Annotated in this window: 13 protein-coding genes and 1 other annotated feature; of the genes, 4 read left to right on the forward strand and 9 right to left on the reverse strand. The window is 58.5% G+C overall.

Annotated elements, in window-relative coordinates; translation table 11 throughout:
- Window positions 1–88 precede the first annotated feature (88 nt).
- The gene (apt, locus tag ONZ54_RS11995; RefSeq protein ID WP_271786254.1) at window positions 89–634 is read right to left on the reverse strand and encodes an adenine phosphoribosyltransferase; all 546 of its coding nucleotides are present in this window, start codon (window positions 632–634) and stop codon (window positions 89–91) included.
- A 130-nt stretch (window positions 635–764) separates the two neighbouring features.
- On the reverse strand, window positions 765–1,142 hold the full coding sequence (locus ONZ54_RS12000) for a YbaN family protein (RefSeq protein WP_005311418.1): 378 nt from the start codon (window positions 1,140–1,142) through the stop codon (window positions 765–767).
- A gap of 419 nt (window positions 1,143–1,561) precedes the next feature.
- Here ONZ54_RS12000 and dusC point away from each other — a divergent pair, with 419 nt between their 5' ends.
- From dusC to ONZ54_RS12015, 3 genes are all read left to right on the forward strand, one after another.
- Complete coding sequence (gene dusC, locus ONZ54_RS12005) at window positions 1,562–2,506, forward strand: tRNA dihydrouridine(16) synthase DusC (protein WP_271786255.1); 945 nt, start codon at window positions 1,562–1,564, stop codon at window positions 2,504–2,506.
- 97 nt (window positions 2,507–2,603) lie between these two features.
- Window positions 2,604–2,972 carry a TraR/DksA family transcriptional regulator gene (locus ONZ54_RS12010; protein WP_021139343.1) on the forward strand — a complete coding sequence of 123 codons (369 nt, stop codon included), beginning with the start codon at window positions 2,604–2,606 and terminating at the stop codon, window positions 2,970–2,972.
- Between the two features lie 94 nt (window positions 2,973–3,066).
- Entirely contained in the window at window positions 3,067–3,825 is a 759-nt protein-coding gene (locus tag ONZ54_RS12015) for a substrate-binding periplasmic protein (RefSeq protein ID WP_271786256.1), read from the forward strand.
- A 49-nt stretch (window positions 3,826–3,874) separates the two neighbouring features.
- Here ONZ54_RS12015 and rnd read toward each other — a convergent pair whose 3' ends face one another.
- From rnd to ONZ54_RS12050, 7 genes are all read right to left on the reverse strand, one after another.
- Entirely contained in the window at window positions 3,875–4,987 is a 1,113-nt protein-coding gene (rnd, locus tag ONZ54_RS12020; RefSeq protein ID WP_192873386.1) for a ribonuclease D, read from the reverse strand.
- An 81-nt stretch (window positions 4,988–5,068) separates the two neighbouring features.
- Window positions 5,069–6,745 carry a long-chain-fatty-acid--CoA ligase FadD gene (fadD, locus tag ONZ54_RS12025; protein ID WP_271788280.1) on the reverse strand — a complete coding sequence of 559 codons (1,677 nt, stop codon included), beginning with the start codon at window positions 6,743–6,745 and terminating at the stop codon, window positions 5,069–5,071.
- A gap of 197 nt (window positions 6,746–6,942) precedes the next feature.
- Window positions 6,943–7,809, reverse strand: a complete 867-nt coding sequence (locus ONZ54_RS12030; RefSeq protein ID WP_271786257.1) for an alpha/beta fold hydrolase — start codon at window positions 7,807–7,809, stop codon at window positions 6,943–6,945.
- An 8-nt stretch (window positions 7,810–7,817) separates the two neighbouring features.
- Entirely contained in the window at window positions 7,818–8,333 is a 516-nt protein-coding gene (locus ONZ54_RS12035; protein WP_059167822.1) for a Slp family lipoprotein, read from the reverse strand.
- A gap of 92 nt (window positions 8,334–8,425) precedes the next feature.
- Entirely contained in the window at window positions 8,426–9,139 is a 714-nt protein-coding gene (tsaB, locus tag ONZ54_RS12040; protein ID WP_271786258.1) for a tRNA (adenosine(37)-N6)-threonylcarbamoyltransferase complex dimerization subunit type 1 TsaB, read from the reverse strand.
- A gap of 132 nt (window positions 9,140–9,271) precedes the next feature.
- A complete protein-coding gene (locus ONZ54_RS12045; RefSeq protein ID WP_271786259.1) occupies window positions 9,272–11,182 on the reverse strand; it encodes an ATP-dependent DNA helicase in 1,911 nt (636 codons plus the stop codon).
- A gap of 67 nt (window positions 11,183–11,249) precedes the next feature.
- A complete protein-coding gene (locus ONZ54_RS12050) occupies window positions 11,250–11,492 on the reverse strand; it encodes a hypothetical protein (RefSeq protein ID WP_021139335.1) in 243 nt (80 codons plus the stop codon).
- 186 nt (window positions 11,493–11,678) lie between these two features.
- Window positions 11,679–11,807: a sequence feature (His leader region), on the forward strand.
- 25 nt (window positions 11,808–11,832) lie between these two features.
- On the opposite strand from ONZ54_RS12050, the gene hisG reads away from it, so the two are divergent.
- The gene (hisG, locus tag ONZ54_RS12055) at window positions 11,833–12,729 is read left to right on the forward strand and encodes an ATP phosphoribosyltransferase (protein ID WP_005311391.1); all 897 of its coding nucleotides are present in this window, start codon (window positions 11,833–11,835) and stop codon (window positions 12,727–12,729) included.
- The last annotated feature ends 10 nt before the right edge of the window (window positions 12,730–12,739 follow it).

A 12,739-nucleotide genomic window follows, 5' to 3' on the forward strand; every position in this document is an offset into this window, starting at 1 on the left:
ATCGCTTGAATTTCAAACCGATGCCCGGACGGGCACCGGTTTCAAGACGCGCAACAGGCTGACGAGGCCTGCTGTGCATACTGGGGGATTATTCGCCGGCCAGTTCGACCAGTGAGACGACCTTGATGCCGGCGGCAGTCAGGCGGGCATCACCACCCAGGGACGGCAGTGAGATGATGAAGGCCGCATCGGCCACCTCACCACCGGCACGGCGGATAAGCTTGACGGTCGCATCGACGGTACCGCCGGTCGCCAGCAGATCGTCAACCACCAGCACCTTGTCACCCGGCACTATGGCATCGGTGTGCAGTTGCAGGGTGTCGGTGCCGTACTCGAGGGCATAGGACTCTTCAATCACGGCGCGGGGCAGTTTACCAGGCTTGCGCACAGGCACAAACCCCAAGCCCATGGCGAAGGCGACCGGCGCACCGAAGATGAAGCCGCGGGCTTCCGTACCGACGATCTTGGTGATCCCTTGATCACGATAATGCTCGACCAGCAGATCGATGGTGGCCTTGAAGGCCTCCGCATTCTCTATCAGGCTGGTGATGTCACGAAACAGAATGCCCGGCTTCGGATAGTCGGGAATGGTCTTGATGCTCGCTTCGATAAATTTCAGGGTTTCCGGATTCATGGTTTGACCGTTTGTTTTTCGACCCAGATGGCCGTTTATCTCATCTTCCCGCCAGCGGGAAATAAAAAGGCCCATCACGCAACATGACAGGCCGACTCCATAGCATTATTGCCGCAATAGCTTAGGGACTTCACTTCTCCATTGCAACTGGCTCCAGTACTGGCAAACGTATTAACCAGGTGAGCAGGATCACCATTATGGCAATGAGCAGCAATCTGACCCACAGTAGAGGCACCACCGCCAGGGACACAGAGAAAGAGAGCAGGATAAAGACGACGGCGCGGCGACGGGCATGACGGCGAATGCCGCGGTGCAGCTGCCAGTCGACGATGGGCGGCCCGAACCAGGGGTGAGCCAGCAGCCAGCGGTGAAAGCGGGGAGAAGAACGGGCAAACAGCGCCGCCGCCAGCAACATGAAGGGAGTGGTTGGCAGTAGTGGCAGCACTATCCCGACAATGCCGGTCACGAAGGCCAGCCAGCCCAACCCCATCAGACACCAACGTTTCATGGCCGCTCCTTTACAATGCACCTCTGCTTAGCCTAACAGAATTGGCCCAAAAGCCGACAACGTCGGCTATCTCCGCAGCAATCTGCGGCTCATCAGACTCAATGAAGCTGCCAACGGCTATCGTCTCTGCAATCCCTTGCCTTCGGAACCGGTTATGCGCGTTATGATGTTTATCCCCTTGCGTTAGGTGACTGATTCATCCCGACGTGTGGGTTGACGGCTGACAATGCCTCCCATTGCCTCTACAATCTGCCCTCTTTTTCTCCCCTTGCCTTCGGAACCGGTTATGCGCGTTATCATGTTCATCCCCTTGCGCTAGGTGGCTGATTCATCCCGACGTGTGGGCCGACGGCTGACAACACCGGCCATTGCCACTACAATCTGCGCTCTTTTTTCTCCCCTTGTCTTCGGAAGCAGCTATGCGCGTTATTTTGGCCCCCATGCAGGGGGTGCTGGATCACCTGATGCGGGAGGTCCTCACCTCCGTCAACGATTACGACCTCTGCGTGAGCGAATTTATCCGTGTGGTCGATCAGCTGCTGCCTGCCAAGGTGTTTTATCGGATCGCGCCCGAACTCAAGCAGGGCGGCAAGACCCGCGCCGGCACACCTGTGCGAGTACAACTGCTGGGGCAGCACCCTGAATGGCTGGCAGAAAATGCTGTGCGTGCCATCGAGCTCGGCTCACCGGGGGTCGATCTCAACTTTGGCTGCCCTGCCCCCACAGTGAACAAGAGCAAGGGGGGCGCCGTCTTGCTCAAGGAGCCCGAGGCCGTCTACCGCATCGTCAAGGCGGTGCGTGAGGCGGTGCCCGCTCATCTGCCGGTCAGTGCCAAGATCCGTCTCGGTTACGATGACAAGGATCTCTACCTGGAGAATGCTCAGGCTGTCTATCAGGCTGGCGCCGACGAGCTGGCGGTCCATGCCCGCACCAAGCGCGAAGGCTACAAGGCGCCGGCTCATTGGGAGTATGTGGACGCCATCCGCCGCGCCCTGCCCATCCCCGTCACCGCCAATGGCGAGATCTGGGATCACCAGGATGCCCTGACCTGCGCCAGTGTCTCCGGTTGCGACGCCCTCATGGTGGGCCGTGGCGCCATCTCCCTCCCCAATCTGGCCAACGTGATGAAGACCGGCTGCGCTCACATGAGCTGGGCAGCAGTGTTGCAGCTGATGGTGAGTTACACGGAGCAGGATCTGGCGAGCGAGAAGGCGGATTACTATCCCAGCCGCATCAAACAGTGGTTCAGTTACCTCAAGCGGGAATACCCGCAAGCTGACCTGTTGTTTCGTGATATCCGCCTGTTCAAGGAGACGGATCCCATTCGCGAGGCCCTGTTGCAAGCCACGAAAACTGTGATCTAACCGTCCTTTACTTGACGCATATCATCTTGATAATCCTGTCGCTTCCCTATACTGCCCTGGATTTGTAATTCGTCTGTTGGGGGCTAGTGTGTGTGAAATGACGCAAGCCCGGTTGGCCGTGTGGCGTGAACGCCTGCTGGCTGACTGGGCGCAAGTAAGAGGAGAGCTGATCGATCAGCTCAAAGCCTGCCGGCGTGACGAGTGGGCGGAAAAAGTGGATCACTGCGAGCGGGATCAGCTGGTTGATCTGACCAGTCGTCTCGATTTGCCCAAGGTGGAGCAGAGCGTGGCGAGCCTCAAACGGATCGATGCTGCTCTCTGTCAAATGGATCTGGGCCTTTATGGTCTTTGCTCCGATTGCGAGGAGCCGCTCTCCATCGAGCAACTCGAGCAGGATCCGACCCTGCAACGCTGTCCGCGCTGCGAAACCCGTTATGACAAGGGGTTCCACGCTCACGAACTCTAAGGGATGCACATTCGTGCATCCTCTCTTCCCGGCTGGTCAGGCTGTCGCTTCTATCCAATAATCAACAACAACCGTGCTGAACAGGGATGTTTCCGTGTACAGAGTCTTGTTGTTATGGTGCTTGTGTTTCACCGCCTGGGCACAGGAGTCACTGAGCGTGGGCTGGTCAAGCTGGCACCCGTTCAGCTTTCGCGATGAACAACAGCAGTTGCAGGGGCTGGACATAGAACTGCTGGAGGCCATCTTCAACCGGGCCGACTTCGAAGCCCGCTACATCGAAATGCCCTGGGCCCGGACCCTGCGCGAGCTGGAGTTCGGCTCCCTCCAGATGACGATGACGGCCAACAAGACAGTTCAGCGGGAACAGTTTGCCCGCTTCTCCATCCCCTATCGCCATGAAAGCACAGTGCTGATCATCCGACGCCAGGACAAAGCACGCTGGCAAGGGGTCGACCAGCTATCCGAGCTGCTGCCTCTCACCCAATTCACCATAGGCGTGCTGCGCGACTTTGATTATGGGGCGGATTTTCGCACCTTCATGCAGACACCCCAGGTGACGGATCGCCTGATCGTCAGGTTGCGGATGGAGCAATTGATCAAACTGCTACTGGCGGGGCGCATTCAGGGGGTGGTCATGGATCCCATGGGCATGCAGGAGCTGGCCCTCGCGGGCATATCCCTCGATAAACTGACCACCTTGCTCGATATCCAGCAAAACCCCGTGCATTTGATGCTAAATCGCCGCACTACCACAGAGCCGCAGTTGCAGCGCCTTGATGAGGCCATACGGGCGCTGATGCAAAGCCCGCAATACGCCCAAATCCTTGCCCGTTATCACTACCCGCTACGCTGAGACCGATATAAAAAATGGGCCCAGCGGCCCATCTCTCTTTTGGTATCTGTTATTGGGCCAGCAAATGACCCACCAGCTCATGACGCCACCCTTGCAGCAACATGGGCTTGTCGCTGCGGGCGCGCTCTTCATCGCTCATGCGCCAGCTCCAGGTGAAGTACTGGTGAATGATCTTCTTGCTCGCCACCAGTTCAGGCGGAATATTGCAGGCCTTGGCCTTCTCTTCCACCATCCCCTTGATGCGCTTGAGTTCAGCCTTGTACTGGGGATAATCCACCAGTCGGCGGATCGGCTCGGGCCAGCTATCCGGCTCGCTGCGCTGGGCCTGGGCAACTATGTCCAACATCCGCTTGCCATGGATCTTGATTTCGATGGGAGCCAGACCCAATTCGTTGAGGTCGCGCAGGGAGGCCGGACGACGCTCGGCCACCTTGAACAGGTGCAACTCCTTGACCACGAAGTTGAGAGCCAGATCCCGGCGCACCGCTTCCTGCTGGCGCCAGGCAGCCAGCTCGCGCAGTATGGCCAGTTCGCGGCGTCCCAGTTGCCAGGCGTTGATAATGTCGAGATAGGCCTGCTGGGGATCGTTGCCCTGAGTCTTGCGAGCCGAGTGGTTCTGGCACTCCTGCTCGAACCAGGCAAATTTGCCGCTTTCGTGCAGTTTGGCCATCACCTTCTCGTAGAGGGGCATCAGGTAGAGCACATCGGCGGCTGCGTATTCAAGTTGACGTTCGGTGAGCGGGCGGGCGAGCCAGTCGGTACGCGCCTGATCCTTGACCAGATCCACCCCGAGAAACTCCTTGGCCAGCGCACCAAAACCCACAGAGACACCATAGCCCAGGAAGGCCGTTGCCAGCTGGGTGTCGTGCATCTGATTGGGCAGGTGACCGGCTTCATGCTGGATCAGCTCAAGGTCTTCGCCGGAAGCGTGCAGTATGGCGATCTGCCCTGCCCGACCGAGCCGTTGCCAAAGGGGGGCGAGATCCAGGGTGAGTGGATCCAGCAACGCCAGATGCTCACCATCATAGATCTGGAACAGACCCAGCTGGGGGTAATAGGTGCGGGTGCGAACGAATTCAGTATCGATGGCCAGGGGAACGTCGGCCAGGGAGGCGAGATACTGCTCCAGTTCGGCTTGCTGAGTGATAAGTTGATAGTGCATCGTTGCCTGCGCGTTGATCAGGGCCAAAAGAAAAAACCGTGGATTGACCCACGGTTTTGCATGACAGCGGCGGATCGCCCGTTATTGCTTGGCAATTTCCTCGTCGCGCAGCACGCGCCGCAGGATCTTGCCCACATTGGTCTTGGGAAGTTCGTCGCGAAATTCTACCAGTTTCGGCACCTTATAGGCAGTCAGATGTGTGCGGCAGTGGGCAATTATCTCGTCCTCCTGCAACTTTGCATCTTTCTTGACCACGAAGATCTTCACCAGCTCGCCGGATACCTTGTGCGGCACGCCGACGGCGGCCACTTCCAGCACCTTGGGATGGAGCGCCACCACGTCCTCGATCTCGTTCGGATAGACGTTGAAGCCCGAGACCAGGATCATGTCCTTCTTGCGATCAACAATCTTGAAAAAACCCTGCTCGTCGCACACGGCGATATCACCGGTACAGAGCCAGCCATCCTGCATCACCTCGGCGGTGGCTTCCGGTCGCTGCCAGTAACCCACCATCACTTGCGGGCCGCGCACCTGCATCTCGCCCGGCTTGCCGAGCTCGGTGATCACCTGACCTGCGTCATCCACCAACCGGATATCGGTAGAGCAGACCGGCAGACCGATGGAGCCGTTGTAATCGAGCAGGTCGTAGGGGCAGACGCTCACCAGAGGGGAGCACTCGGTCAGCCCATAACCTTCCAGCAGCGGGGTGTCGGTCAGCCCCTTCCACTGTTCGGCGACCGCCCGTTGCACCGCCATGCCACCCCCTATGGTCAACTTGAGCTTGCTGAAATCCATCGACTGGAACTCGCCGTTGTTGACCAGGGCATTGAACAGAGTGTTGACCCCCGTGATGCAGGTGAAGGGGTATTTTCTGATCTCTTTGACAAAGCCCGGTATATCGCGCGGGTTGCTGATAAGCAGGTTGTACCCGCCCATGCGCATGAACAGCAGACAGTTCACTGTGAGGGCGAAGACGTGGTAGAGCGGCAGTGCCGTGACCACGAACTCCTTGCCACGCTCCAGCATGGGGCCGTAGACGCCAAGACACTGCTCGACGTTGGCAATCATGTTGCGGTGGGTCAGCATGGCGCCCTTGGAGAGACCCGTGGTGCCGCCTGTGTACTGCAGGAAGGCGAGATCGTCGTTGGTGATCTCGGGCTTAATGTATTGCAGATAGCGACCCTTGGCGAGGGCCTGGCGCATGGTGCTGGCATGGGGCAGGTTGTATTTTGGCACCAGCTTCTTGACGTATTTCACCACGAAGTTGACGAGCGTGCCCTTGGCCAGCCCCAGGTTGTCACCCATGCGGGTCAGGATGACGTGCTTGATCGGGGTGTCGTAGACCACTTTTTCCAATGTATGGGCAAAGTTGGAGACGATGACGATGGCCTTGGCACCCGAGTCCTTGAGCTGATGTTCCAGCTCACGGGGGGTATAGAGGGGGTTGACGTTCACCACTATCATGCCGGCGCGCAGTATGCCGAACACGGCAATGGGATATTGCAGCAGGTTAGGCATCATGACCGCTACCCGATCACCCTGACTGAGCTTGAGGTCATTTTGCAGGTAGGCGGCAAAGGCGCGGGACTGCTCTTCCAGCCGGCGGTAGGTGATGGTCTGCCCCATGTTGACGAAGGCAGGTTGATCGGCAAACTGGGTTACCGACTCTTCAAACATCTCGACCAGGGAGCTGTATTGGTCTGGATTGATCTCGGCGGGGACCCCTTCCGGATAACGCTTCAGCCAGACTTTTTCCACGAACTTCTCCTGCATAACTAGCACCTGTGCGCTCACTGTGTTGCCTCCGTCCCTGTTCACATCCATTTCAATTGGTTGTTTTAAGCTCATGCTCTAATGCCGCACATACTTACATAGGGCAACATCAATTAACAGCAAATTAACAACAGAAAATGTGAGGAGGAAGACAAACCTGGAATGATTCAAAGCCGGTGATTCTAACGAATTTGACAAAATTTTTCGATACAAACGGCGGTATCGGCCGAATTTTCCATATGAAAGTGGTGCTTTCCCGCCAAAACGACCCTTTCTATCCGCTCGAATGCACCATGACGCAGCTGCCACTGCGCCAGCAGACTGGCAAAGCCCTGCTCACCCCGGATAAAGAGCACAGGACAACGGATGGCACGGATCAGCGCCTGGGCCTGGCCTTCGCTCATGCGCATCGGCGAGAGATCCCGCAGGCGGGGATCGCTGCGCCAATACCAGCGCCCTGCCCGTTCAACCAGCTGCCGTTCGCAGATAAGGCGGGCGGCCGATGGGGCTATATCCGCCACCTTGCAACGGGCCATTACCGCTTCGTCGATGGAGGCGAATCCATTGGGGGCTCGCTCGCGAGTGCGGCTGCGATTCAAGATCGCTTTACGCAGTTGCTCCGGCACAGTGTCATCGGGCTGGGTCAGTGGCCCCAGCCCCTCCAGCATGATGAGTCGCTCAACCTGCTCGGGAAAGACACCGGCATAAGCAGAAGCGATCAGGGCACCGAGGGAGTGACCGAGCAGGATAAAACGGGACCAGCCGGTGGCCTGAGTGATCTGGTAGAGATCATCGAGCCAGTCGGCAAAAACATAAGGGGTAGCCTTGTGATCTGAATGACCATGACCCGGCAGATCGACACAGACCAGATGAAAATCTGCCAGATAGGGTGCCAGAGGCAGAAAGCTGGCGCCATTGTCGAGCCAGCCGTGCAGCGCGATCAGCAGCGGCTTGCCCTGCTGACCAGGGGCCGGTTGTTCGTTCTCAAGCAAGGCCACCCGCCGACCATCGGCCAGGGTGACCATGTTCTCCTGCATGGTGACAGTCATGAGCAACCCTAGCGGCGCAGCGGCCGTCTCGGCCAGAAGGGATCATAGAAGGGGTCGTAGAAGTAAGGGTCCATGTAGCGGATCTCCACTTCCTTCACCGGCGGCCACAGCTTGCTGGAGTTGGCATTGAGCACGGAGAAGCGATATTTGTGCTCGCCAATCTGGCTATCAACCGGTTTGTCTATGGTACCCAGCACCGTCAGGCTGCGTCCCTTGGCGTAGAGGGTCGGATCGACAAATCCCTTCATGATGGCCAGAAATCGGCCCGGGCTCTGCTCGGTCTGCTCCGGCACGCCGTTGGACTTGAGCGGCAGATAGACCACCTCGACGACGCTCTGATCCGCCTTGTTATGTACCGCAGAAATGACCCCGCTCCAGCGGGCAGGCTTGCCTTCCTGACCAACCAAGCCGGGCTGATAAGCCACCAGCTGGTTTGCCGGCTCATACGCCAGCTCCTTGGGTACCGAGCTGCATGCACCGAGCAGTAAGCCTGCCAACCCTATCACCATCGCACGCTTGATCATGTCACTCTCCTTTTTGGGATACAGATACCGGGCGCGTTACCAGCCCTGTTGGTATGCAGCAAGAGCACCATCAATGCCACGGCTATTCGCCGTTATTCGCGGCCCGGCAGTTTTTTCCAGGTCACCTTGTCTCGCAAATAGACGGGCGTGGCCTGCTCCACCGACACCGCCTCCCCCGCCAGCCAGGCGGCGCGTGCCAACGGCAGCATGTCAACCGCGGCCGGGAAGCGCACCTGGCTCACCGCCAGCTCTGCAGCAAGATCAGCAAGGGCTTCGCCATAAGTTTCAAAACCAGTGCCAACCCGGCTCCAGCTGCCAGTCAGCTTGCCATGTGCCAGCGTACGGTCAGCCACCAGAGTGACCGGATCGCTCACCACTTCGTCACCTACCAGCTGCATGCGGCCATCCTTCAGCTCGTACTGACCGAAGTAAACCTCCCCCATGCGCGCATCAATGGCGGTCAACACCCGCTCGACGCCCTCCAACCGGTGAGCACCCTGCGCCATGGCAGCCAGTGTGGAGATGCCTATGAGCGGCACGCCAACGCCGAACGCCAGCCCCTGAGCCACACTGATCCCGATCCGCACGCCGGTAAAGGAACCCGGCCCACGGCCGAAGGCGATGGCATCGAGCTCGCCCAAGGTTATCCCGGCATCGTCCAACACAGCCTGAACCATGGGCAAAATTTTACGGGTGTGATCACGAGGCGCCTCTTCCCAGCGGGAGAACAGCGTGTCACCCACCAGCAAGGCGGCAGAGCAGGCTTCGGTGGCGGTATCAACGGCCAGGATCTTCAACTCGTTCATGCTTTCCAATCTCTATAACATCAGTCAATTACATAACCGGCAAGTCCAGGACGAACTCACTGGCTGTTCAAATCAGTGTATTTTTTCAGTGCAATCCATTCAGGGCAGGCTGAAGAAGGCGCACCGGCAGGCTCACTCACAGCGATCGAAGAAGTTACCCAGCGTCCCCAACGCCCGCGTACGGGGAATGGCTGGCAAACTCTTGATAAAGGTGGCGCCGTAGGGTTTGTTGACCATGCGTGGATCACAGATGACCAGTACGCCGTGATCACTGCGATCACGAATAAGCCGCCCGACCCCCTGTTTCAAGGCAATCACCGCCTTGGGCAACTGTATATCGGCGAAGGGATCGCCCCCTTTGAGCTTGCAGTCATCGACCCGCGCCTTGAGCAGCGGGTCGTCGGGACTGGCAAACGGCAGCTTGTCGATGATAACACACGACAACGCAGCCCCTCGCACGTCTATCCCCTCCCAGAAACTGCTGGTGGCCACCAGCACGGCGCGGCCATTCTCCACGAACTCCTTGAGCAGTCGCTGCTTGTTATCCTCCCCCTGCAGCAAGACGGTGCGGCCAATTTCACGGCGCAGCACCTCGGCCACCTGACGCATCACCTGATGACTGGTACAAAGGAAAAAACAGCCCCCCGGCGTCTTGTTGATAAGGGGGATCATCAACTGGGCCAGCTGTTCGCCCCGCCCGAAGGCATTGGGCTCAGGCAGAAAACGGGGCACGCACAGCCGCGCCTGCTCGGCGTAGTCAAACGGGCTGTCGAGAATAAGCTCGGCGCTGCCGGCCAGTCCCAGCTCGGCTTTGAAGTGATCAAAACGCATATCCACCGTCAGGGTGGCAGAGGTAAAGATCCAGGCCACCTCGGGCCGCAGCACCTCGGCGCCAAACCGCTCGGCCACCGACAGCGGGGTGATATTGAGGGAAAAGTGAAGCCGCGAGCAGTCATACCAGTAGGAAAAACCGGTCTGGTTGATGGCCAGCACCTCCCCCAAGCGGGTGCGCAGTTCGCAGATCCGTTCGAAGGCATGATCCAGCTGCTCACCACGCCCCAGCGCCAGTTTGAGCACCTCGTAACAAAGCCCGAGGGCATCATTGAGGCGGGCCAGCGCCTGGGCCCAGAGCGGATGGCGCAACATGTCGCGGGTATTGCCGCGCCCGCCATCCACCCCGAAGGCGAGACGCAAGTCCTGACTGGCGATGGAGAGCCGGTCCGCCGCCTTGCCAAGCTGCCCCATATCGTGCGCCTCGGCCCGATAGGCCAGCTGGATATCCTGCGCCAGATCCTGGATGGTGCGACTGCCCACCGACTTGCCGAAGTAGTTGGTGGCGATCTCCGGCAGCTGGTGCGCCTCGTCGAACACATACACCTGTGCTTCGGGCACCAGCTCACCAAATCCGGTGTCTTTTACCGCCATATCGGCGAAGAAGAGGTGATGATTGATCACCACCACCTGGGCATCCATGGCGCGGCGACGGGCCACCACCAGATGGCAGTCGTCGTAATAGGGGCAGTCGCGACCGAGGCAGTTGTCGTTGGTGCTGGTGACGTGGGCGAGGATCTCGGCGTTCTCCTGCAATCCCGGAATATCCCCCACATCACCATTGTCGGTGGCGGTAGACCAGGATTTGACCTTGACCAGATCATTGAGGATGTCAGGCTTTTGCAGATGGGATTCGCTCAAGAGCCGGTTCATCCGCTCTATGCACAGATAGTTGCTGCGCCCCTTGAGCAGGGCCACTGGCGGGGTGTAAGAGAGCGCCCCCGTGATGGTGGGCAGATCGCGATAGAAAAGCTGCTCTTGCAGGTTCTTGGATCCGGTGCTGATCACCACCCGCTTGCCGGATTCCAGCGCTGGCACCAGATAGGCGTAGGTCTTGCCGGTGCCCGTGCCCGCCTCCACCAGCAGGCGGCCACCACTCTTGATGGCGCTGGAAACAGCCTCGGCCATGGCCAGCTGCGGGGCGCGGGCAACAAAGCCGTCGATGTGGCTGGCCAAAGGGCCATCTGGATTGAACAGGGTCTGGATGGTCAAAGGGGCGTCCCGCTGCAAAAGCGGGCATTATGCCAAAAGCGTGGCGAAAGCGGGACTGATAATGCGTTCAGACGAAGAGATCGATCTGATGGTCGGGGTCCGGCTTGTGATCATCCTCTTCAACCTTTGGCTGATCACGTTTGGCATTGGGATAGGCTTGCTGGCGCTGCTGGGATTCGCCGTTGTCCGTGCTGGTCTTGCGCAACTGGTGTTTCTTGCTGATCTGGGTCACTTCCCGCTTGATGTCGTCAGGATTAGGGGCAGCAGGCGCTCTGGGCAAAATGGGGAATAACAGGTCCTGGCTTGGCATGATCTCGACTCCTCTGGGGCATCTTGTCTAGTTATCGACCAGAAAACCGTTTTCTTCACTTTAATCGATGAAATCACAATTTCGGGTTGCTTTTTCTGTCAAGGAAGGTAGTTTAAATCGGGCGTCAACTACGACATCTTCTTTGTAAAGGATTGATTACATGAAGTTCACCCTGCTGAAGACTCATCACCACCATCATCATCCCGACTAGTCTTTCAGGAGGTTGACTGCTGGAAGACACTTAACTGGTGACTTCCAAAAGGACCGCAAGATTCATAAACCCTCGGAAGCACATACTTCCGAGGGTTTTTTCGTTTTTGACTAGAAGGAAATCGAGCAAATGGAAACACAACGCCTGCGTATCGCCATGCAAAAGTCCGGTCGTCTGAGCCAGGATTCCCAAGCCCTGTTCAAGAGCTGCGGCCTCAAGATAAACCTGCGGGAGCAGCGTCTCATCGCCCATGTGGAAAACATGCCCATCGACATACTGCGGGTACGTGATGACGACATCCCCGGTCTGGTGATGGAAGGGGTGGTCGACCTTGGCATCATAGGCGAGAACGTGCTGGAAGAAGCGCAGCTCATTCGCGCCTCCCAGGGGCTGCCTGCGCAAGTGAAAACCCTCAAGCAGCTGGATTTCGGGGGTTGCCGCCTGTCGCTGGCGGTACCGGACGATGTGGCCTACACAGGGCCCGAAAGTCTGGCAGGCAAACGCATCGCCACCTCTTACCCGGGTCTGCTCAAACGCTTCTTCGATGAGAAGGGGCTCAATTTCAAGAGTGTCATGCTGGGCGGCTCGGTGGAAGTGGCGCCGCGCGCGGGTCTGGCCGATGCCATCTGCGATCTGGTCTCCACCGGTGCCACCCTGGAAGCCAACGGCCTCAAAGAGGTGGAGGTGATCTACCGCTCCAAGGCGGTGCTGGTGCAGGCCCCCAACCCCTTGAATGAGGCCAAACAGAAGCTCATCGACAAGTTGCTGCCCCGCATCCAGGGGATGCAGCAGGCCCGCGAGAGCAAGTACATCATGCTGCATGCCCCCAAAGACAAGCTCGATGCCATCACGGATCTGCTGCCGGGCGCCGAGCGCCCCACCATCATGCAGCTTGCCGGTGACACCAATCAGGTGGCCCTGCACGTGGTATCCAGCGAGACCCTGTTCTGGGAGACCATGGAGCAGCTCAAGGCCCTCGGCGCCAGCTCCATTCTGGTGTTGCCCATCGAAAAAATGATGGAATAAGGAAGGGACA

It is taken from the genome of Aeromonas salmonicida (genome assembly GCF_028355655.1).
GTDB lineage: Bacteria > Pseudomonadota > Gammaproteobacteria > Enterobacterales > Aeromonadaceae > Aeromonas > Aeromonas salmonicida.